Origin of the sequence: Candidatus Marimicrobium litorale, from assembly GCF_026262645.1 — a bacterium.
In the GTDB taxonomy this organism is placed as follows: domain Bacteria; phylum Pseudomonadota; class Gammaproteobacteria; order Pseudomonadales; family Halieaceae; genus Marimicrobium; species Marimicrobium litorale.
Map to the genome: position 1 here is coordinate 224816 of NZ_SHNO01000001.1, position 22391 is coordinate 247206.

The 22391-nt window shown below is 52.6% G+C and carries 20 protein-coding genes; 13 read left to right on the forward strand and 7 right to left on the reverse strand.

What is annotated here, in order from left to right:
- Nucleotides 1-178: 178 nt before the first annotated feature.
- Nucleotides 179-940: an enoyl-CoA hydratase/isomerase family protein gene (locus EYC82_RS01050; RefSeq protein WP_279247698.1), complete on the reverse strand. Its 762-nt coding sequence runs from the start codon at nt 938-940 to the stop codon at nt 179-181.
- Nucleotides 937-2139 (reverse strand): CaiB/BaiF CoA transferase family protein, encoded by a 1203-nt coding sequence (locus tag EYC82_RS01055; RefSeq protein ID WP_279247699.1) that lies wholly within the window; start codon nt 2137-2139, stop codon nt 937-939. Before EYC82_RS01055 ends, EYC82_RS01050 begins: the two co-directional genes overlap by 4 nt.
- Before the next feature lie 606 nt (nt 2140-2745).
- Here EYC82_RS01055 and EYC82_RS01060 point away from each other — a divergent pair.
- From EYC82_RS01060 to EYC82_RS01070, 3 genes are all read left to right on the forward strand, one after another.
- Nucleotides 2746-3354 (forward strand): hypothetical protein, encoded by a 609-nt coding sequence (locus tag EYC82_RS01060; protein ID WP_279247700.1) that lies wholly within the window; start codon nt 2746-2748, stop codon nt 3352-3354.
- An 80-nt stretch (nt 3355-3434) separates the two neighbouring features.
- Nucleotides 3435-6638 carry a carboxypeptidase regulatory-like domain-containing protein gene (locus EYC82_RS01065; protein WP_279247701.1) on the forward strand — a complete coding sequence of 1068 codons (3204 nt, stop codon included), beginning with the start codon at nt 3435-3437 and terminating at the stop codon, nt 6636-6638.
- Between the two features lie 341 nt (nt 6639-6979).
- A complete protein-coding gene (locus EYC82_RS01070; protein ID WP_279247702.1) occupies nt 6980-7954 on the forward strand; it encodes an aldo/keto reductase in 975 nt (324 codons plus the stop codon).
- 84 nt (nt 7955-8038) lie between these two features.
- On the opposite strand, the gene EYC82_RS01075 is transcribed toward EYC82_RS01070, so the two are convergent.
- The 3 genes from EYC82_RS01075 to EYC82_RS01085 form a co-directional block, all read right to left on the reverse strand.
- Complete coding sequence (locus EYC82_RS01075; protein WP_279247703.1) at nt 8039-8242, reverse strand: hypothetical protein; 204 nt, start codon at nt 8240-8242, stop codon at nt 8039-8041.
- Nucleotides 8243-8280: 38 nt separating this feature from the next.
- Nucleotides 8281-9300 carry an SDR family oxidoreductase gene (locus EYC82_RS01080; protein ID WP_279247704.1) on the reverse strand — a complete coding sequence of 340 codons (1020 nt, stop codon included), beginning with the start codon at nt 9298-9300 and terminating at the stop codon, nt 8281-8283.
- A gap of 105 nt (nt 9301-9405) precedes the next feature.
- Nucleotides 9406-9855 carry a TerB family tellurite resistance protein gene (locus EYC82_RS01085; RefSeq protein WP_279247705.1) on the reverse strand — a complete coding sequence of 150 codons (450 nt, stop codon included), beginning with the start codon at nt 9853-9855 and terminating at the stop codon, nt 9406-9408.
- A 590-nt stretch (nt 9856-10445) separates the two neighbouring features.
- On the opposite strand from EYC82_RS01085, the gene EYC82_RS01090 reads away from it, so the two are divergent.
- The 3 genes from EYC82_RS01090 to EYC82_RS01100 all read left to right on the forward strand — a co-directional run bounded on the left by EYC82_RS01090 (nt 10446) and on the right by EYC82_RS01100 (nt 14657).
- Nucleotides 10446-12410, forward strand: coding sequence for a tetratricopeptide repeat protein (locus EYC82_RS01090; protein WP_279247706.1), 1965 nt, complete (start codon nt 10446-10448; stop codon nt 12408-12410).
- Nucleotides 12411-12801: 391 nt separating this feature from the next.
- The gene (locus EYC82_RS01095) at nt 12802-13329 is read left to right on the forward strand and encodes a porin family protein (protein ID WP_279247707.1); all 528 of its coding nucleotides are present in this window, start codon (nt 12802-12804) and stop codon (nt 13327-13329) included.
- Between the two features lie 212 nt (nt 13330-13541).
- Nucleotides 13542-14657, forward strand: a complete 1116-nt coding sequence (locus EYC82_RS01100; protein WP_279247708.1) for a linear amide C-N hydrolase — start codon at nt 13542-13544, stop codon at nt 14655-14657.
- 167 nt (nt 14658-14824) lie between these two features.
- Here the strand turns inward: EYC82_RS01100 and EYC82_RS01105 are convergent, their stop codons facing one another.
- The gene (locus EYC82_RS01105; protein ID WP_279247709.1) at nt 14825-15064 is read right to left on the reverse strand and encodes a diguanylate cyclase domain-containing protein; all 240 of its coding nucleotides are present in this window, start codon (nt 15062-15064) and stop codon (nt 14825-14827) included.
- A gap of 846 nt (nt 15065-15910) precedes the next feature.
- Here EYC82_RS01105 and EYC82_RS01110 point away from each other — a divergent pair.
- The 3 genes from EYC82_RS01110 to EYC82_RS01120 all read left to right on the forward strand — a co-directional run bounded on the left by EYC82_RS01110 (nt 15911) and on the right by EYC82_RS01120 (nt 18373).
- Nucleotides 15911-16525, forward strand: coding sequence for a ZrgA family zinc uptake protein (locus EYC82_RS01110; protein ID WP_279247710.1), 615 nt, complete (start codon nt 15911-15913; stop codon nt 16523-16525).
- 44 nt (nt 16526-16569) lie between these two features.
- Entirely contained in the window at nt 16570-16989 is a 420-nt protein-coding gene (locus EYC82_RS01115; RefSeq protein ID WP_279247711.1) for a MerC domain-containing protein, read from the forward strand.
- Between the two features lie 376 nt (nt 16990-17365).
- The gene (locus EYC82_RS01120) at nt 17366-18373 is read left to right on the forward strand and encodes a CobW family GTP-binding protein (RefSeq protein WP_279247712.1); all 1008 of its coding nucleotides are present in this window, start codon (nt 17366-17368) and stop codon (nt 18371-18373) included.
- 1 nt (nt 18374) lies between these two features.
- Here the strand turns inward: EYC82_RS01120 and EYC82_RS01125 are convergent, their stop codons facing one another.
- Nucleotides 18375-18971: a DUF3299 domain-containing protein gene (locus EYC82_RS01125; protein ID WP_279247713.1), complete on the reverse strand. Its 597-nt coding sequence runs from the start codon at nt 18969-18971 to the stop codon at nt 18375-18377.
- A 122-nt stretch (nt 18972-19093) separates the two neighbouring features.
- On the opposite strand from EYC82_RS01125, the gene EYC82_RS01130 reads away from it, so the two are divergent.
- The 4 genes from EYC82_RS01130 to EYC82_RS01145 are packed head-to-tail and all read left to right on the forward strand — an operon-like array spanning nt 19094 to nt 22069.
- Nucleotides 19094-19765, forward strand: coding sequence for an ABC transporter ATP-binding protein (locus tag EYC82_RS01130; protein WP_279247714.1), 672 nt, complete (start codon nt 19094-19096; stop codon nt 19763-19765).
- Nucleotides 19766-19771: 6 nt separating this feature from the next.
- Nucleotides 19772-21010 (forward strand): ABC transporter permease, encoded by a 1239-nt coding sequence (locus EYC82_RS01135; protein WP_279247715.1) that lies wholly within the window; start codon nt 19772-19774, stop codon nt 21008-21010.
- Nucleotides 21003-21575: a hypothetical protein gene (locus tag EYC82_RS01140; RefSeq protein ID WP_279247716.1), complete on the forward strand. Its 573-nt coding sequence runs from the start codon at nt 21003-21005 to the stop codon at nt 21573-21575. The genes EYC82_RS01135 and EYC82_RS01140 overlap by 8 nt, the downstream gene beginning before the upstream one ends.
- A 23-nt stretch (nt 21576-21598) precedes the next feature.
- Nucleotides 21599-22069, forward strand: coding sequence for a transcriptional repressor (locus tag EYC82_RS01145; protein WP_279247717.1), 471 nt, complete (start codon nt 21599-21601; stop codon nt 22067-22069).
- Nucleotides 22070-22391: the final 322 nt, after the last annotated feature.

Below are 22391 nucleotides of genomic sequence, written 5' to 3' on the forward strand. Positions count from 1 at the left end.
ACCAGAGAATATACGTTGTGCGATCGATGAGTTGACTAATCTGGGTACATGTTGAGGGTGTGAGCGACTCATGGCGCCCTAGACGCTCGGATTAACCCTACTTTCTGTGTTGTATACGCAACAGCGGCGGAGGTTCCATCCGGCGTTTTACTGTGCTTTGGTATGAAATAATGCGGCGCTACCTCGATTGGCGGTTTTCAAGAAAGCTCCTGAGCCGTTTTTGCGTGGACACAGATGTCGCGGTGGTGCAAAAATCATCGACCGCCTTAGCTATGTCGTCGCGATAGCCCCTATCACTTGCTCGAACCAGTGCTGTGCGTGCTGCGCGAATCGCGTTGGGCGGTTTACTGGCAAATACTGCAGCCATCTCTGCAGCGCTGCGCAGTAAACCCGAATCGACTGTGCATCGATTGACGAGACCGATGCGCTCCGCTTCTATAGCAGAAAATGTCCGTCCGGAAAAAAGCAACTCAAACGCCCGTGGCCGGCCAATCAGTCGAGGTAAGTGTGACAGGTGAATTGCCGGCAGTAAGCCAAGATCAATCTCAGGGTAGCCGAAGGTTGCACTTTCTGCGGCGAGAATGAGGTCACAAGAAATCGCCAGAGTCATTCCCCCGCCCCGCGCCGCGCCTCCCACTGCCGCGATAGAAGGTTTGCCCAGGCCACATTGCACGTCCCATAGCTGCACGTACAGGCGATCCAGGAAATGTCTTATTTCGTCACTGGATTTGCCTAGCAGTATTTCGATATCCAGGCCCGCGGAAAAGCGATCAGGTATGGCGCTACTGACGATAATCGCGCGCACCGCATCATCGTCGCCAGCGGCAGTGAGTGCTGAAAGAATATCATCCAGGAACTCTATACTAAGTGCGTTAACCGGGTCTCGGTTCATGACAATATGGGCAAGATCACCGTCGACCCGGTATGTGACAGAGTTCATGAGGCGCTGTCGCCTTGGTAGACGAGATTGCGTTCGATGAGCTCCATAATAGCGCCTGTGCTATAGCCGGCTTCTTCCAGTATTTCGATACTGTGTTGCCCATGCAGTGGGGGCGGAGACTCTACGGATCGCGGCTCGTTGTTGAACATTGCCGGGAAGCCCACCAGCGGAAGGTCACCCAATGTGGGGTGATTCGTGTTGACGATCTGGCCCCTGGCCACAGTATGCGGGTGGGCGACGGTTTCATCGAAACTGTAAATGGGGGCGCAGGGAATGCCCGCATTGCCCAGTCGTTCGAGCCAGCAGCTAATACTTTCTTTAAATAACTCTTCCTGGACCAATTCTGCGGTAACGAAATAGTTCCTAACCCGATCGGCATTGGTTTTAAGCCTGGGGTCGTTAATCCACTCCTCTCGATTGAACGCGCGGCACATTTGCTGCCATTGCGAGTCATTGCCAACGCCTACCATGATGTCACCATCGGCTGCTCGAAAAGCTTGGTAGGGCACTATAGCGGTGTTTGCCCAGCCGGTTTTGCGGGGTGGTTCACCCGTCGTAAGATAATTCTGGGCCAGATAAGACATCAGTGAAATGGCGGTATCAAGCAGTGACAGTTCCACGTGCACGCCGTTGCCTGACTGTGAGCGTTCCAACAGTGCGGCCAGAATACTACTTGCGCCAAACATCCCTGTTCCGAGATCAACCGCGGCATAACTGACGCGTGTGTGTGGGCCATCCGGCTCTCCAATAGTAGAGATGATTCCGGCAAAGGCCTGCAACATTACGTCGTAGCCGGGTAAGTCCGACAGTGGCCCGCCGCTGCCGTAACCTGTTATCTCACAGTAGATAAGTTTTTCATTAAGAGCAGACAAGGAGTTGTAATCAATCTGTAGTTTTTTCGCAGTGGAAGCCTTAAAACTCTGTATGACCACGTCAGCCTGTTTAGTCAGCGTGTGAATGATATCAAGTCCCTCGGGAGATTTGATGTCTACGGCAAGACTGCGTTTATTACGGTTAAAAGCAAGAAAAGGAGAGGATTGTCCTTCTCGTTTTGGTTCCCATGTGCGTGTATCGTCCCCGGTGTCTATTGGCTCTATCTTGATTACTTTTGCGCCAAGGTCGGAAAGTTGTTGCGAGCAAAACGGCCCGGCAAATACCTTGCTCAAGTCAAGAATGACAACGTTGCGTAGTGGCTTCAATTTCTTCCCGGTATAAAACGGCTTCGGTAACCACAGTATATATTCCCAGCTAAGGGGTAAAGTACGATATCGAACACCAGACCTTTTAATTACGAACCGAATATTTATCGCGCGGAACTGCGCGATTACGTCTAAACATGCCTGATCACAGAGGCGGCTTTTGCAGGTTGATAAGCAAAAGCGTGAGCGTCAACGCGAGATGTTCTTTTCGCTCGGCGATCGGGCGTGCAGCGTGTGCTTCGGTTCGGTGCAGTGCCGAGTCCTCTTGGCATTATACTGAAACGTGCAGTAACACGCGGGCGCTGGCGCAGTGCGAGGCCTGAGTCGATGTCTGCTGGCGCGAGCTCCATGCCTAACGTCAACTGTGGCCTTGCTGCAGGTAATCTGGACACCCGGTGTGCGCGAAAGTACCGGGTTAAAAAGTGTCTGCCGAGGGGTCTTGGCTGTCAGTTTTTTTTACACCGCGGCAACAAACTAGGGTTGCTACACATCGTAGAATTTAAATAATTTATATAAAACAATAGCCTATGTCATTTTGGTCTGTTTCTTGCGTGCTTTTATCGGCTTTGGGCTGCTTGCCCGCAATAAAATAAAAAGGTGGGAATTGTGCCGCGTAGTCGACTCCTCAGGTCCCTCGTACTGGTAACGATTGCCTGCAGTGGCTTACATGCCTCAATCGCACGTTCCGCACTTATTGAATTGCAGCCCAGTGCTCTGTTTGCGGGTCCGGGAGATTCCATTGCTCTCGATATAGTCGTGGGAGGCCTCGGTAGTGCGGCGCCGGACGCACTTGGAGCGTTTGATATCTCTGTAGGATTTGACGTTAGCAGCATTTCATTCACGGGATACAGCTTGGGGAATTTCCTCGGTGACGTGGGATTGGCCGAGGCTATTGACGCCAGTGCGGGCGACATGGGCGGTGCGGTAAACGTCGCTGAGGTGAGTCTGCTCGCCGCGTCAGATCTCGACTTGCTGCAGTCTGATAGTTTTGTGTTGGCGACACTTGCCTTTGATGTCGTCAACCTCGGGCCATCGGACTTTACTCAGCTCTCTGTGTTGAGCGGGCCTTTGCTGGTAGACGCTTTCGGATCTCCACTCAGTGTGACGAGTCTGAGTGGGGCGAGCGTTCGGGGTGTATCCTCCCCGGGAACGCTTATGCTGCTGGTCGCTTCCATGCTCGGCTGGTCGATGGTTAGATACCGTCAACCGATATAGCGAAGGAAACGACAGTCGCTTACTTACCTATCATTCACAGCCATGTCTTAGCGAGCAAGCCCCGCCTCAGGAGATAGCTCATGCGATACGTACAAATCTTGGCTGCCGTAGCGGCCATCCTTTTTTCTGCGCACTCCAGCGCAATGTGCGGTGCGCCGCCGGCTCTCTCATGCGACGCTGATGGCAATGGCGATGTCAATATCGATGACATTAGCGCGATAAGCGAGGCCAATGGCACTCTGGCTTCCGGTCCTGGTGATGTCAGAGACATCGACGGTGACGGTACGATTACTCTACTGGATGCGCGGCAATGTGTAGCGTTATGCTCCCTTAGCCAGTGTGTCGACCCGCAAGAGCGGGCCTCTGCGAGATTGGCTGTTGGCGACGATCTTCTGTCTGGACCTATTGCGCGAGGCGTTGCGGGTGACTACGTCCTCGAAAATAGAAACCTGCGAGTCATCATCCAAAAGCCAGGTCGGCAGTGGCTGAGTATCGGTACTTTTGGCGGCAATATTATAGACGTGAGCGCGAAGGACGAGAACGGTGGCCTGCTACCGGATCATATGGAGGAGTTCGTTCTTGGGCTCAACATCGAGAACACACCAAACTATACCCAGGTGGCCATCGAAAGTGATGGCGGCGACGGTCTCCCGGCGAAAATCTGTTTTACAGGTCCGGATGATCTGTTGGAGCTGGCAAATGCGAGTTCCGCAATCGAGGCGTTCGGCGTGTCGTTACCAGCCAGTGCTGACGATCGAGACTTGCCGGTTAATATCGAGACCTGTTACAGCCTCAGGCCGGGGGCTCGCTACATAGAAATAGACACCACCCTCCATAATCTCGGCTTTGAACAGCTGGGCGTGTACATGACGGAATACCTCAATGGGTCGGGACAGGTCGAGTTCTTCCAGCCCTACGCGGGATTCGGGGAGCCCACACTCACGCCATCCTGCCCACTCGATACCTGGGTCACATGCGACTCTGAGTTCGGTGGTTCCTGCGATCAGTGCAACTACGCGGCCTATACCGGCGTCGACGGAGCCGCGGGAGTTTCCTACGGACTAATACATGAGGAGAAAGAGTCCTCTTCTTTCTCGACGGCGGGTATTAATATTTTGGTGTATGGGGCGTCTGTACTCGAGCTCATCCTGCTGGCTCCGGAACCGGAATACCAAATACCTGCCGGCGGAGAACTGTTGTTCAAGCGCTACTTCGCCGTTGGCGATGGAACAGTCGCCAGCATCGCAGACATCCGCAATGAGTTGTTTGGGATAGAAGCTGCCGAGATAAGCGGAAGCGTGAGCAGCGGCGGACAGCCGCTTGAGGGCGCGCAAGTGGCGGCGTATCAGGTGCTGGACGCGCAGTCCTCGCCGCCGACTCTGTTTATGGCCAACCACAGTCGCACCGATGACGCCGGTAATTACCGCATGAGTTTGCCGCCCGGAGAGTATGAAGTGCGGGCAAATATGGAGGGGTATCCATTTCCTGCGGCGGGGCCGGGAATCCTGTCGGTGGCTGCCGCACCTATTGTCCAAAACTTTGACATGCCACAACCCGGTTATCTCGATGTAACGGTGATAGACCACGTGGGCCCAGGCGCCGCCAAGGTACAGTTGGTTGGTTTTGATTCCAGTCCCCCTTTGGCAAATAATATTGGCGGTAACGAGGCTGGGGTATTCGGTGATATCAGGGCAGACAGTCTCCCCTATGGGGTGGCCCAAGCACTATTTATCGGCCGCGATGGCGTTGCTGAGCAGCTCACCGTGGAGCCCGGAGACTATCAAATAGCCGTAACCCGCGGCCCGCGTTACTCGGCGTACACCGAGAACATTACTATTGAGGCTGGCCAGGTGACGACTGTTCAGGCAGAAATCGTCGAAGTAGTGAGCACAGCTGGATTTGTCCACGGTGATTTTCATGTGCACTCTATAGATAGCCCTGACTCCGAAGTTACGCGAGCAGAGCGCATTTCTGTCATGCTGGCGGAGGGGATCAGTTTCTTTACGCCATCGAATCACGGCGTTCGCTCGGACTTCTTGCCTACGATTCAGTCGATGGGTGTTGCCGATCTTATTGGCGTGGCCATCAGTAGCGAAACCACAACTTTCGACTACGGGCATTTCAATAGCTGGCCGGTGACGCTGGATCCTGCCAGCATCAGCGGTGGGGCTTACGACTGGGCGGGCCCTGCCTCGCCTGGTGATGACTTTCCAGCCTACGGGAATTACAGCATTCCCCCCGCGGAGATTTTTACCGGGCTACACGCAGATCCGATGAATAACCTGGTGCAGATTAACCATGTGGCATCATTTTTTGATAGTTCCGGACTCGCGGTTGATACGGGTACGACACCGCCGCAGTCTGCGGTTGACTTGGCGAGTCGTCGCCTCGATCCCTCAATCCCGAATGCGTTTGACAGCGGATTTGATGCCCTCGAAGTGTGGATCGGAACGAATGGCCGCGGCGGAATCATCAACGGATTTCTCGGCCAAAACGCCGGGAACTGGTTCAATCTGATCAATCAGGACCTGGTGCGTATCGGGATTGCCAATTCTGACACGCATGACTTCCGTTTTACCAAGACCTCGGCGCGTACTCTCATTCCCAGTGCGACCACTGATCCCGCCGCGCTCACGGCGGCGCCAGAAGCACTGGCGGCAACGGTATTAGCAGGTAAGGCCATTGGCACCAATGCGCCGTTTCTGTTGCTGCAGGCGAGCGGTGTGTGGCAGACCCAGGCCCAGGAAGCTGGATTGCGGCTTGACGACAATACGCTCATGCCGATTGACGTGGGTAGTGATGTGGTCTTGACGGCGATTATCAGCACGCCCGCTTGGGCCGAGGTGGATAATGTCGAGTTCTATATCAACAATCAGCCGCAGCTGACTACGAGCGCGCCGGCCAGTCCTCGCTACGGCGTGTGCGCGGACGCGCGGATAGCGGCAGGTGATGCCGGCTGGAGTGAAGTAGACGTGGTGGTTGATGCATCTGTTCAGGGTGGATCAAGGACCGATATCACCGCGACACTCCTGCTGGAGGATGTGACTGAGGATACCTGGATCGTGGCTGTGGCTAGCGGCACGGACGGCGTATCGAGACCCCTGTTCCCGGTTTTGCCTGCCGATCTGAATCCTGGCAGTAATGCGACATTAGCCGACCTCACGGACGGTAACCTGGGAGAGGGCGGCACACCTGCGTTCGCCTTCACCAATCCACTGTTTGTCGATGTGGATGGTAATGGCTGGAATGCCCCAGGCGTCAATAACGCGCCCTGCTCGCCATAAGCCAAATCGGCGTCCGATCGTGACTCGATCGCTTGGGGTCACGTTATACCTCATGATATCGCTCGCCGCCGCACGCAGAAAGCGAATGCTATCTTAAGTTCTCCAATAACCCGCGATTAAGTGGTCGCGCAACAGGGCCTGAATTTACCTTGTGTGGGAGCGTTGATTTCCTTCCTGTTTCAATTCAGCCAGCGCGTGCATCATTTTTCGGGTAAATTTAGTGGCGCAGCAACGGACTAATTTTGTGCTGAATTCAGTCCCTTTTGGGGGTGCTCATGCAGAAATAGTGCAGGCCTTCTAATCTCGCGAATGTTGCGGAAAAGTGAAGAGGTGACAAATATATGCAGCGACGAAAATTGGGTCGGTTATTTGATGTGAGTCGGTATACCCTGGGCGGCGGCGGCATTGGACAGGTCTGGGGTGCCACGTCTCGGGAAGAGGCGATAAAGACAGTGCAAGACGCCCACGAGGCGGGCATCACTCTGTTTGATATGGCGCCCCTGTACGGTAACGGTGAGGCAGAAAAAGTGATGGGGTTGGCGTTTCCTACTGGTTATCCGCACACGTTGCGTCTAACCACAAAGTGCATGTTAGGCGGGGCAAATGGTACCGATGTTGAGCGGATACTTACAGCATCTTTGCAGGAGAGTTTGAAGTTACTAAAACGTGACTATATTGATGTCTTTATCTTGCATGGATATGTCGTGCCGGATAACTGGCATACGACTTTGCCGCCAAAATTTTTGTCAAAAGTTGCAGTGACCTTGTCTACATTTAATGATTTTGTTATCCCGGCATTTGAGAAGCTGAAAAAAAGTGGGCGAATCAAAGCATGGGGAGTGACTGCTGCCAGCACGCAGGTCACTAATCTGAAAATCATCAACTCAGAAAGCCCGCCTGATGTCGTTCAGTGTATGGCTAACGTACTCGACTCGGCAGGCAGTATGGAAATATCCGGGGAGAGAGCCGAACCCCGCGCCGTGATAAAGCAAGCGAAAGATCAATCTGTCGGCGTTATGGGTATCAGAGCGGTGGCGGCGGGCGCTCTGACTGACACTATTGACAGGCCTGTTGCTGCAGATTCGAGCGAACAATATGATTATGATCGTGCCGCACGGTTCCGCTTAATAGCCGCCGATATGGGTGCATCCCCAGCACAACTCGCGCATCGGTACGCGTTGTCTATGCCGGGGGTTGAGACGGTGGTGCTCGGAGTGAAGAATCGAGAGGAGTTGGTAGACTGTTTGCTTGCAGAGGCGGCCCCTGCTCTGGAAGCCTCTGTGGTTCAGCGTATCGACACCGCCGTCCGTAATTAAACGAGGTAGAGTATTTTCCCGAGTATATTTTTACGGATTGGATACATCGATATCAACGCAGGATGTGCATTTCCTGGTTACGGATCACTCGCCTCGTCGCTTGCGATCCCGCTTCGCGCGGGCTGTTTCATTTTCGCGAGGTTTTTCGCCTTTAGCCGCTTTAGATGCACGACTTTTTTCTATAAGATCCAGCGTTTCTCTGTCGGAGAGCTTGGCCGCATTTTTCTCCAATGTATTTAATTCCTCAAAGCTGTATACGTCGTTTTTCAACTTTTCTATTCTGTTCATGGCTGTTTCCTCGCAGACTGCCGCCCACCCCTATATAACTACGCCTTAACTAATTTCCCCATCTCCTCGAGTTGCCTCGCGGTGATCGTAAGAGACTCATCAGCGCTAATAAATTTCCAATCGAAGATGTCATGGGCTTTCGTTTTATCAAGATTAGCAATGCGGCCCAGAGATGCCTTCAGACCGCCAAGTTGTTTTATGAACGGCGCCATTAATCTTACCACAAAGTCTGGTATTTCCCTTGTCGGTGCTTTCATGTAACCAGCTGAATTAAGCACTTTACTTGCATCTGAGAAAAACATCTCTCGCTCGCTCGCGATTATTCTCTGGCCATTCGCTTTGCTTGATGTCATCGCGAAAACATGTGCCTTGGCAACGTCTCTAACGTCTACAAAACCCATGTGTATTTTCGGGACCACCGGCATCAAGCCACTCGCCAATTGAACAATAAAAGAATTGGAGGTCCCAATATCATCGGTAAGCATGGGTCCAGTGACTGCAGAGGGATTAATAGTAGTTAACTCGAATTTCTCATTATCCGCTAACTTTTCCATGAAGTCCCAGGCCGCTTTTTCAGCCAGCGTCTTACTTTTTGCATAAGCACTGATGTTTCCTGTGGTATCTGACCAGTCACTCTCGTCGAACAACGTCTTGCTTTTGCTGTGGCCGTAAGCGATCGCAGCTACCGACGATGTCAATACGACCTTCTGAACGCTACTGTTTCTGCAAGCAGCCAGTACCCTTAACGTACCTTCTACGGCAGGCCTAATGAGAACGTTCTCGTCTTCCGGATTTTCAATTACAAAAGGCGAGGCGACATGGAGTACATGCCGGCAGCCACTGACGGCTTCATCCCATCCTGCGTCCTGCAAAAGGTCTGCCACGAAAAACTCCAGATTTTCTGGATGCGAGGAGTGCTTTGTCATTGCGGCCACAATTTCCTTCTGTCTGTCGTTTGACCTGATCGTTGTTTTCACCTGAAAACCCCGATCTAACAGCTGTTGGATACAATGTAATCCAATAAAGCCTGATCCGCCCGTCACTAACACTTTTTCCATGTCTGCCCCTCAGTGCTCACTTGTAAAAAAACTCATTTCAATCGCCAGCAACGTGTACCAAGTCGCCGCCAAACAGCAGAGTGCCAATTTCGTTGAGTGCGGGTTCTAGCGCGCTGATTGAATTCCCGCTTGTATAGCCTCATCTGACAGTCCGAGGATCATGCCCGCGGTTTCTATCGTGCGGGCCTCACCGTCGGCTAAGTGTCCATCGGCTTTGACGACATCCAGCAGCATCGCAAAAATCTCATGACATTCAGTGTCAGTGAGTCCCAAACTAATCTCGCCGAGCCTCCCAATCAGATCGCCACCATTGATAAACGTTTTCACGGCGTCAGACAACAACCCCATTGCCTCAGCGCCGGAGCTGTCAAAGCGACTGGAGACGATCTCGACCATGCGATCGGTCTCTGTAGTGTCAATCTTACCGTCCCCCTTGGCCACATAAACAAGTAGCACTGAAATCAAAAATTTTGCATCTTGGGTAGCCGTATCTTTCCCGGTTCCGGCGACCAGTTGAGCGCCTTCAAAGTGGATGTCTCTCTGTTTGTCGTTCATATGTTCAGCCTTTGTTGAAAAAGGAGTATTAGGTCGGCGCGCCGTCGCGGTATTGTATTTGCAGATGGAAGTGATGCTCCATCGAATGTGAGCCGTTGTCGAACGTTAAGGTGTCAGTGTGATAAACAAGCTGCCGCGTTGTCTTGTTATCACGTTTGGCAAATAGTTGCGCTTCTTCATCGGCATAATGCTGGTGCGTGTCTCGCTATATTACACGCCGAGACACAGCGTTAAAAGGCGGCGTCAGGGCTTCTTTGCAGGTCTGGGACATGACCTCAATAATATCGGGAGCGGAAACTAAAAACGGTATCGTCTTGCCGCGGTTGTTGGCTGCCTCGCTGCGTCTTAGAGGGTGATCTGCGCTATTATTGTGTTGTCATGCTCTAACTCCTATCATGAGACTACTGCCTTTACCTTGTCATAAAAATAGTCGTTTGGGACAAAAATAGTGTCGGGATATCACGAAACTCGCAATAATGGGTTAAGCGTCATTGTGTTCGAGACCCGCACAAATATTAACGCTGTTTTTGCGTTATATAATCAAGAAGAAACACTTGGGACGGGCGTAATCAAGGACAACCCAAACGGTAATGGATGATTCAAAACTATATCTCATAGCAACCAGAGAGCTCGATGGCGATCGGATGAATTCGGCGGCCTGGGCCAAGGCAATGGCGCTCGGAAAAGGAGACAAGGAAAAAGCGAAGTGGGAGTACATTGAGATACGCGTGCAGCATTTTCGCTCAGTAGAGCAGGAGATTTCGCGGAGCGGCCAGCAATCGAGCGGGCAGGGAGGGGAAACTCAAGCGACAGTGCCCCCGCGGTTAAAGATAAGTGCGCAAGGACTGGCGCGCGTGATCGAAACGCACTCTGCGGCTTCGATAGAGGATAAAGCGTCTCCTGAAGACGAAATATTTAGCGAGCAGCAATCGGGTGGCGTTATTGCGGGCAATATGCGAAAGCAGAGATCAAATCGCCTCGCCCCTTTCGTTGTGCTGACGCTGATTATTGCGCTGCTTGGCATTCTTGCGTGGGTTTCTGTGCCCGCTTATCAGCGTTCAGTGGACCTTGCCAAGCTGTCGCCAGGGGTGGCGAGCGCGGCAGATTTTCGGCAAACAGTTCATGATTACCGTAAGACCGCGCAACAGGCATATGCTTCTGCCGGATACAAGCTCGGGACTTTATATGAACAAGCCAAAGAGGTTTCGCAGGATAACTGGCAGACGTTAGCCAGATATGTTGCCGGCATGCGAGAGGCCTATGCGCCTGCTTCTTATGAGCCTGAGGTGCTCTATGGCAAGGTCGAAGAGATTTCCCGGGATAACTGGCAGACGTCAGCCAGCTATCTTATCGCCCTGCGAGAGGCCTATGCGCCTGCTTCTTATGAGCCTGAGACGCTCTATCGCAAAGTCAAAGGAGTTTCGCAGAAGAACTGGCAGGCGGTGGCTGAGTATTTTCGTACCGTGCAACGGGCATTTGCAGCGGGGCAATACAATGTGGGCGCCATGTTTGACGAGGGAAAGGGTGTGCCGCAGGACGCTGCCCAGGCAGCAATGTGGTACCACAGGGCGGCTGAGCAGGGTTATGCACTCGCGCAATACAATCTCGGAGTGATGTATCACGACGGGGAGGGTATGCCACAGGACGATGGGCTTGCTGTTAAGTGGCACGGCAAGGCTGCCGAGCAGGGTTACGAGCTCGCGCAATACAATCTCGGAGTGATGTATGACGAGGGCGCGGGCGTGCCGCAGGACAGCAGGCAGGCGGTAGTCTGGTACCGCAAGGCCGCCGATCAAGGGAATGCGTCCGCGCAACTTAAGTTGGGTGTCAGTTACCGCGACGGTCTGGGTGTGCCGCAGGACTATGCGCAGGCCGTGAACTGGTACCGAAAGGCTGCCGGACAGGGGAATAGTTCGGCACAATTTAATCTGGGGGTGAGTTATCGTGACGGCTTGGGCGTGGAGCGGGACTATCGGCAGGCCGCTTATTGGTACCGCAGGGCAGCTGACCAAGGAGATGCTTCCGCTCAAAATAATCTGGGATTTATGCATGCCGAAGGTATCGGTGTACCGCAGGACTATGAGCAAGCGCTCGCGTGGTATCGCAAAGCCGCTGATCAGGGGTTCGCTTCCACGCAATATAATCTTGGCGTTATGTATGCCGAGGGTGTTGGCGTACCGCAGGACTATATTCAGGCGAAAGTCTGGTACCGCAAGGCTGCCGATCAGGGCGATGCACCCGCACAGAACAACCTCGGGTTTATGTATGCCGAGGGGGTGGGCGCAGCTAAGGATTACGAGCAGGCAGTAGCCTGGTATCGCAAGGCGGCGGTTCAGGGATTTGTCGACGCGCAGCTCAATCTGGGTGTGCAGTACGCTCGCGGCGAGGGCGTGCGACAGGACAATGTCGAGGCATATAAATGGTTCAAGTTGGCTGCGGTGAATGGCAATAAAGATGCGGCACGGAATCTGGAGTTAGTTGCCGAATCAATGACGCCCGGGCAGATCGCGATAGCGGAAAATCGCGTGCTGTGGTGGAATCCTGAAACTCAATAATCAATATGCGACAGTGGGCAGTAAAAAAAGTGAGCTGGCGGCGAGGTGGCTTCGGCATATACCCAACCTCGCGGTGTATAGCGAACCGGTTCAAGCGGTGAATATTTATGCCGGACTGCGGCTCAAATAATCAGTCATTGCTTAAGGTAATTTTTGCTGGATTAGTGCGCATAAAAGCGTATCGCTGGCGCATTATAGTTCCTATGTGTCGCCTGACTTGGCATACTCGCGGTACCATCATGTGACAATTACATCAAACGTACGCCACGCTGCACAAGAGCGGGGGAAGTTCAGTTAATAAGACCGGGACGCTGCGACAGCAGGGATTTTGCTGCGCGATGTTGTGCGCTGGTTGATAGCTGCTGACAGATAATATGAACACGAGGGACATATGAGCAAGACAATATATTCAGGCTGGAAGGCCTTGGTGCTGTTGGTTGCTACTTGCTGGGTAACAAGTGCAAGCGCCGATGGGTTCTACGTCGGTGCCGGTGCCTACAGGACGGATATCAGCATAGATGACTTTGACGATAATGATTACGCCCCCGCCGCCTTTGTCGGTTATCAGTTTCTGGATACAAATCTGCTAATGCTTTCTGGCGAAGTGGGCTACTACGATTTCGGGGACTACGAAAGCAACGACAATAAAGCTGAGGGGTCTGCTATCACTCTGGCTGGAGTCGCCTATTTACCCTTGGGTCCATTTTTCGAGATCTACGCGAAGGCCGGCATTGCATCGGCAAAAATTGAAGTAAAAGACTCGGGAGATCGACAAGATTTTGACGGGGAAGATGGCTTTGGTGGTATTGGTGTCGCCTTTGATATATTGGACACAATTGATATTTATGCAGAGTATTTGGCGTTCGATACCAAGCTGAACTCCAAGCTGTACGGTATTGGTGTGCGGTTGGATTTTTAGTCGCGGGCTCTGCACCGATTGGCCCGTTTTCTAGCGGGCTTAGCGGTCGAGGCCGGCTGTAAATAACGAGGCCGATCGCAATGAAATCAGGTGCCTGAGTTCGACAATACATGGAGTGATCAGCGGGCTACTGAGCCCGGGCGAAAATCCGTTCGCAGGACGTGCAAATGTTCTATACTTTTCGATTATTGTTTTGGGATGGACAAGCAAAAATGAACATGTCAAAGATGGTTTCTTGCCTGGTTGCAGTGGCACTGGTGAGTCTGCAGGTTAGTTCAGCAAGCGCATGTACTTTTATCACACTGACAGGCGCTGATGGCACAGTAGTCGCGTCACGGACGATGGAGTGGGGCGCATTTGATTTATCGCCGGAGATGACATTTGTGCCATCAGGCACGGCGTTCTCTGCAATGACCATGCCGGATGGACAGGACGGCGCTGAGTGGGTCGCGAAATACAATATTGCAGGTGTGACCTTACTGGGCCAGATGCTGTTTGGTGACGGCGTTAATTCCGAGGGATTGAATGTTTCATTGCTTTACTTACCGGGGTTCGCTGAATACCAAGCTTATGACCCTGACAAGGCTTCGATTTCCCTAGCTCCCGTCGACGTTGCGGGCTTTCTTTTGAGTCAGCATGCAACGGTTGCAGAGGTCAGGAATGGGCTCAATAACATCAGAGTCGTACCGATTGTTACCCCTGAACTGGGTGAGGCGGCGCCAGTGCATTTCTCAGTCACGGATAAAAGTGGTGACCAGATCGTGATCGAATATTTAGATGGCGCCCTCAGCGTGTACGACAAGACGTTGGGTGTTATGACGAATTCGCCGCCTTACGACTGGCATATCAATAACGCACGGAACTATGTCAATATGCGTGCTGACGCTTGGCCTTCGAGAGATGTCAACGGCATAGATATCGCGCCAATGGGCTATGGCAGTGGCTTGATTGGGTTGCCAGGTGATTTTACCCCTCCGTCGCGGTTTATCCGCGCGCTGGCTTGGACGCAAACAGCACGGCCCACTGAGGGTGGCGAGGACACGGTGCATGAATCAATCCGCATTCTTTCAAATTTCGTGCTCCCCATGGAAGCAGTTGATAAGAAATTGAACCCGGCGGAGCTTGAGGTTCTCAAGTATGGGGGGACGCAGTATACGGTGTCTTATGATTTGCGGAATTTGAAGGTGTATTTCCAGACCAGTGACAATCCAAGCGTACGCAGCGTGGATATGTCGACGTTTGACTTCGATGCGCTCTCAGGCCCGATAAAACTTCCAATGAGAAATTTAGCCGCCCCTTTTTCAACCGATGTAACGCCCGCGTCCTGAGTGGTACACGATTGCGGGCAGGACACCGTGTTGTGACCGCCCGCGGTATCATTGACCAGCGCGCCGCCAAGGTGCATTACCGCTCTTGCCGTGAGCTTGCTCTGACGTCAGATAGATTCTATTGCGGCCCGCCTCCCGGTCAGCATATAGCGCGCCATCTGTCCGATTCAAAAACTCTTAAAACGTTTGTCAGACTCCAGCAGCCTGACTACTCCGACGCTTACAGTGACCGACTGGCCATCAATCTCAGCCTTTGATTTTCCCGCCAGCGAGCGCTGCGCGATCGTGCCCGCATCCTCCAGATCGGTTTCAATTAGCAGGTGTGCAAATTCCTCGCCGCCAATCCGAGAACCAATGTCGGAGTCTCTAGAGAGGGCCAGACTCTGTTCGGCAATATTTTGTGGCACTCTGTGAATCAAGATGGCGAAGTAGTTGAATCGTCTGTTTAGTCTCGCCGCAATGGTACAACCGCAACGCGACACTTCCAATGGGAGCCGGGATTGAAGCAATGCGAGTCCTGAAACACTCGAATCTTCGATAGGTTGATTATGAGTGGACCCAAAACGAGATTGTTCTACACCACGAAAAAGTTTTTGCTAGAGGAGGGCAGAAAATTTTTCATCGAATGTAGATAGAACGGAATTGAGAGTCTTCGTCTAACTTACTGTCAGTAGCCTCGTTACGTTAACCGAGTTTTTGAAAATGCGAAATTGGAACGCACCTCGACAGGCCCTTGGCTATGTCCGTCGCCATTTTTTTTGGGACTATGCGTCACATCGCTACTCTGTTGTTTGGACGAATATATCGATTACGACTAGGGTGAGGAATAGCGCGGCGACGATCCAAAGGACGACCTTCAGCGATTCCTGTTTTTTCTTTTTGGGCTTTGTGGAATTTGTCATAGCGCGCTGTGAACCACTGCATCTGTGAGCCTTTACAGGATGCTGGCAAAGTAGCTCAAAATGATAGTCAGGCGCTATAGGGAGCGGCATAAATCGACCGGAAATATGTCCCAGAACCGCTGTGTGTAACGGGTTCCGGCGTCATCGCGTCAGGAGACCGGCGTGGGGCGCTCGCGGGCGGTTACGCCACAGATCTGTACCGCACAGATGAGTTAATTCCTCAGCACCGCTGATACATATCTGTACATTTAGTAATGATATGTTATATCATTCATTCCGTTGTAGTCTGACCAGTATAGAGAAAAACTCAGGCCCACTCCCAGTTAGGCGCGAGATTTAGCGGATGCTCCGATGAAGCGTATAGACATCGATCATATCTTTGGATTATCTGCAGGAATAGCGTGCCTGATGCTCGTGCCACCGGCGATGGGTGAGTCGCGTCAACACGGGGTGCACGTGCATGGCGTGGCCGAAATGACGCTGGTCCTGGATCAGCGTGACCTAGAGATTGAATTTTCCGGACCGGCAATGAGTGTCGTGGGTTTTGAGCACACCGCTCAGTCCACGACGGATATTGAAGCAGTGAAAAAAGCGCAGACAGCGCTAAATAACGGTGCGAATGTATTTACGTTCATCGGTACGCAATGCGTTATGCGAGACGTTACCGTTGATGTCAGTGCCGTGTGGGACGGTATGGCAGTTGACCGTGATGAAGGGGCGGGTCAAGGGTCGCATGCTCGAGCACACGAGTCACACGAAAAGCACGAAAAGCACGAAGAGTCTCACAGTGACATCAGTGCACATTATACGTTTCGTTGCATGGAGAATGACTCACCGCTGGCCGTGCGCGTAGGCGTGGATGACTTGCCCTTTGATGTTGAGGAAATACATGCGAAGTGGGTAACTGACAGCGGTCAGGGTGCTGCGCAGCTCAGTGCTGACAAGTCGCAGCTCACGCTTAGATAGCGTCAACGGCCGATTCGTAAATCAATTCGATTAGATGAAAAATAATGCGTAATTACTCGGATGTATTGCAGCCCTTCGCGGACAAGGCATCGATAGGATTGTCGTTCCTTTGCCTCTTGCATTGCCTCGCCTTACCGCTGCTGGTTGTATTGTTGCCATCGTTTGTGGCGCTGGGTCTGGAGGACGAGCGTTTCCACATCTGGCTGGTTGTGATGGTTATTCCGCTTAGTACGTTCGCCCTCACCCTGGGATGTACTCGCCATCGGCGCCTAAGTGTCTTATTGACCGGCGCGATTGGCCTATTATTTTTGTGCATGGCGCCGCTGTTAGGCCACGATTTGGTGGGGGAATTTGGCGAGCGTCTGATCACGCTGGTTGGTTCGGTGCTTATTGCTGCAAGTCATGTCAAAAATTCCCTGCTATGCAGGCAAGAGGCGACATGTGAGTGCAGCGATCGAACCTGAGCCCTTTGGCAGGAAAATCGTTTTCCATTAATGGAATTGAATCGACATGATGATACCTGCCCTGTTTTCAGTTTTGCTCTTTCATCTTGCTGAAAACCAACAGTGCCTGATATCTGCGACCACGCAGGCTGGTTACGTCGACAAGGCGTTGATGCCCAGCTGCGCAAATCAGGAAGCATCGGATTACACATGAGCGATCCAGCATCGGGCGGCAGCGCGTCACGGATTAAAGAGCAGATTAGTGCCTTTATTAAGTGGGCGCGTGATACCGGCTTCTACTGGGGTGGCGAATTTTTTTGCTTGAGCTCAGCGCTGGACGTAAGTCGGCGTCATCAGCGCATAGGAGATGAGTGCAATACGGCCAGGGGAGGATGCAATGAGTGCCGCTAAAACTCCGGTGTTTGCTGTACCAACTAATATTATTACGGGCTTTCTCGGCGCCGGAAAAACCACGGCTATACTTCACCTGCTCAAGGACAAGCCCGAGCAGGAGCGCTGGGCCGTGTTGGTCAATGAGTTTGGTGAAATTGGCGTGGATGGCAGTATGGTGCAAGGTCAGAGTAGCGAAGACAGCGGAGTATATATTCGTGAGGTGCCCGGGGGCTGCATGTGCTGCACCGCCGGTTTGCCTATGCAAATAGCGCTGACTCAATTACTCAGTCGGGCTCGGCCGCAGCGATTGCTCATTGAGCCGACGGGCTTGGGGCATCCGCTTGAGGTGTTGCAGACGTTGTCATCTGACTACAACCGTGACGTGCTTTCGATTCAGAAAACGCTGACATTAGTTGATGCTCGCAATATTTCCGATGAGCGGTATACGACGCATGACACGTTCAAGCAGCAGCTTTCGATCGCTGATGTTGTGGTTGCGAATAAAGATGACCTCTACTCAAATGAGGACCGCCGTAAGTTGCAGGCTTTCGTAAACGCGGTCTGCCGGCCGGATACTCCGGTTATATGCACACAGAATGGCAAGATTACACTCGATAGGTTGTCCGGCGCCACGCAAATTTTGGTAGAGCCTAGTGCCGAGCATGAAAGAAAATCGCAGGGACTATTGGCCGAAGATCTGTCGTTTCCAGATTGCGGTTACGTGACGGCAATCAATGGAGGCGAGGGCTTTGAGAGTATTGGTTGGCGCTTTAGTCCGGACAAAATCTTCGACCGTACGCGGCTCATTGATTTCCTGCGTGGTCTTGATGTGGAGCGCATGAAAGGAGTATTCATCACCCCCCATGGAGTATTTGCCTACAACTTGACCCGCGACGCCATGACCGAGACAGAGCTTGACGACTGCAGTGAGAGTCGCATAGAGATTATCGCCGACGAAATTAATTTGGATTGGGCCAATGAAATCACCAGCTGCCTTCTGTTAGACGACTGACTCACTCTTCGTAATTTTCGTAGGCTGCCATCGTCAATACATAAGCGGCGGTTGCCATGTCGTATTCCGTTACGCTTGCAGATAAAACGCCGGATACCCATATCGGAGTGTAAAGCTCATCCAGCGTTAGCCCCTGGGGAGAGTTGACCAGAATGATCTGGTTCGGCGGTGGTGGAGGCATGTGCAGGCAGGCGCCAAAGTAGGGGACAAGAAAAAATTGGGTGATTACCTGCTCATCATCAAACTCCAACGGTACGACAAAGCCCGGCAATCTGATCATCGCGCCATCCATATCGGCGTTTACCTCGGTCGAAGATAACGCCTGCTGGTATGGGTCGTCGCTGGCTGCGCCGATAGCGTTCTTGATGTTGTTTGCTATTTGATCCTCGGCAGAACCGTCTTCCATTTCGGTGATGTACTTTGGCGGGTTCATGAGCACTTCCAGGGTTTCTGGCGGAATCAGGTCGGGCCATTCGATGGTGGTGAATGTCTCCTGTTCATTGCTTTCAGCGCGGGTGGAGGCAGCAATGCCTGAGGAAAGAAGCAGTACCATTGCCGTAAAAAGGCATGTTATTGCCAGTGATAGTGCGTAGTGCATGTGCGGATGGCTCCTCTTGGCGAACTCTGGGGCGCGAGATTGAAGGGGATTTAGATATGATATATTGTAACGTCATGATGGTTCAACCCAGTACTCAAACGCTGGCTCATTAAGTGCGCTCTATGACGATTGAACTTAAGAATGTCAGCTTTACTCACCCGGACACTATGGGGAAACCGGTTCTTGATATTCCCAAATGGTCTGTCGCCGCCGGGCAGCGGTTGTTTGTGCACGGCCCCTCCGGATCAGGTAAATCAACTTTACTCAATCTGGTTAGCGGCTTGTTGGAATGCAAGGAGGGGGAGGTCGCCGTGCTCGGCGAACGATTGGATCGAATGAGTCGGCGTAAACGAGACCGCTTTCGCGCCCACCATGTAGGGTACGTTTTTCAGCGTTTTAACTTGATCCCTTATCTCAGTGCTATAGAGAATATTGAATTGGCGAGGTGCTTTTCGGAGGCTCGCCAGCGGCAGCGCGGTGGCCCATCGATACAGTCGCTGCTCGAATTGCTCAATGTCGCGTCAGATGAGTGGCACAAACCCACAGTGCGGCTCAGTATGGGCCAGCAGCAACGGGTAGCGATAGCGAGGGCGCTGATTAATCGTCCCGAGCTTTTAATCGCGGATGAACCGACCTCATCGCTTGACCAGAACAATCGCGATGCGTTCCTGTCGGTTTTGATGTCGATTGTGAATGAACATGATATGACGTTGCTGTTTGTCAGTCATGACATGGGCCTTGCTGAGCGATTTGATCAGGTGCAGGCGCTTAGTGATATCAGCCGAGCGGCTTAAACATATATGTTTTTCAAAATAGCATTGAAAAGTTTGCTGAATCGGAAAGGCTCCGTGGTGATGAGTCTGCTGGCTATCAGTGTTGCCATCTTCGTGTTGTTGGGCATTGAACATATCCGACACCAGGCCAGGGATAGCTTTGCCAGCACGGTGTCCGGCGTAGATCTGATCGTGGGTGCCAAAACTGGAAGTCTCAACCTGCTGCTCTATTCTGTCTTTCGCATGGGGGCGCCTACCGACAACATCAGCTGGCAGGCTTACCAGGATATTGCCTCAGATAAGGACGTGGCCTGGGCGGTACCCCTATCGCTTGGTGATTCCCATAAAGGCTTCAGGGTGTTGGGAACCTCGCCCGAGTATTTCGAGTATTTCAGCTACGGCAACAAGCGCAAGCTGGCGTTGTCGCAGGGTAGGGTGTTTGGGGACATTTACGATGTTGTGTTGGGCGCAGAGGTTGCCCGGGCGCTAGGGTATACACCCGGACAGGAAATTATCCTCGCCCACGGGGTGGTAAGCACTGGTTTTAGTCGTCATGACAATCACCCCTTTCGCGTTTCGGGCATTTTGGAGCCGACGGGTACCCCGGTGGATCAGACGGTGCACGTTCCACTGGCAGGTCTTGATGCAATGCACGCGGGCCCTGCAGCGCCTTCAAGGCCAGCGGATAGCGCGGCGCGCCAATTCGCAGATGCTGAACGGGTTCCCGAGAGTATCACCGCGTTTATGCTGGGCTTGAAGTCACGCATGGTGACTTTCCGGTTGCAACGGAAAATTAACGCGTATGGGGCCGAACCCTTGCTCGCGATTTTACCCGGGGTGGCCTTGTCTGAGTTATGGCAGATGGTCGGTGTGTTCGAGAACGTCCTGCGCCTTGTCTCTATGCTGGTGCTGGTCGCAGCTGTTCTGGGTCTGAGCGCTGTTTTGCTGGCGTCAGTCAGGGAGAGAAGCCATGAGATACACTTGCTGCGTGTTCTCGGTGCACCTCCGTCTTATTTATTTTATTTGATGGAAATGGAAGCCATCCTGATATGCCTGTCAGGCATGGCGTTGGGTGCCGCTGCTCTCTATATCTGTCTTACCTTCGTCGAAGAGGCGCTTTTTGCAAACTTCGGATTACACTTAAGTCCGGGGGTGCTCACCGGCGATAGTCTGATCATCGTGGCACTGGTGTTGTCGGCTGTACTGGTTGCGGCGGCCATTCCGTCAATGCGGGTCTATTTACAAGCGAGAGGTTATAATGAGTGATACATTAAACTGCGATGCGGGACATTGTGCGTCTGGAGGAGGAATGATGTCAGCCAGGGTATGTGTGCTCGTGTCCATTTGGCTGAGTTTGTTTTTTTTGCCGCTCAAGGCAATGGGGTGCGCCGGCCATTTATATTTTGACCCAGACAAAATGGGTTTTTTCGGCGGTACTGTGGCGAGGATGGCGGGACTGGTGCCGCCAAAGCCTGTATTTGGCCTCGAGCACGTCGACATGGCCAAAGCGGTAGTGGGTCAGGAGGGGGAGATTCTTGTGCAGTTCGACAGACCTTTCTTTTCCAAGAATGTTCGTCTCAAAGCCAGTAGCACCAAGAACTTGCGCGTGTTGAATGCGGAGTTTCCGCTGGAGGATCGTGAGGGCAGCATCAGCATTCCGTACCGTGTACTGGGTGAAGGGGCGGCAACGATCACCCTGACAGTCACCGGCGAACACAAGGGAGAATCTGTCCGCCAGCTGGGTCGAATTTATGTCAGGGCGAGCAAAGCGATTGCCGAGCCAGCTCAAAATCAAGATCAAGATCAAGAGCTTCAAGTGAGCGACCGATAGCACGGGTGATATGTGGAGATTGAATGTCCCATTCGGTAGAAATAGAGGCTTTGCTAGACGAGGCAGATCAGCGCTGCAAAAAGCGGGGCGCGCGGCTTACCACTAAGCGAAAGCAGGTGCTGGCTGGCCTGCTGCATTCTGATATCGCTCTATCCGCTTATGATCTAGTCGATTACTGTCGGGAAGAGCATGGCCAGGCTATCCCGGCGATGTCGGTATATCGGATGCTGGATTTCCTGCAAAGCCAGTACCTGGTGCATAAGCTCAGTCTGGCTAACAAGTATGTGGCCTGCGCTCATATCAGGTGTGACCATGAGCATGAGGTGCCGCAGTTTTTAATTTGCGGACGCTGTCAGCGTGTGGAAGAAATTAACGTACCGAAAGCGATGATAAAGACACTCAAGCGTGGCGTTGAAGAGGTAGGGTTCGAACTAGTGAGTCCCCAGCTCGAGATAAACTGTCTTTGCAATGACTGCCTCGGCGAGCCTGTTTGAAGTAGGGTTTAACTGGTCTTAAAAAACGGCCATGCCACCTGATTTTTCAAGTCCTGCTGGGCCATTTTTGGCAAACGGCTTCGAGTTTTTTCGCCGCGAGAGTCGTCTACTGCCGTCCGCTACTGTTACTGTGGCCGAATACGTCAGAGAGATGATGTGCGCTTTGTGTCACGCACGCCACACCACCTCCATCGGTAATAATTTATTTTCCCTCGGTAATAAAACGCGTCATGTTCTCAATCATGTAGGAAAATCCACTGTACCGTGCTGAAGATGCGGTGAAGGTCCGATGGCTTCCGGGGAACCGTGTCGACTAGAGTGG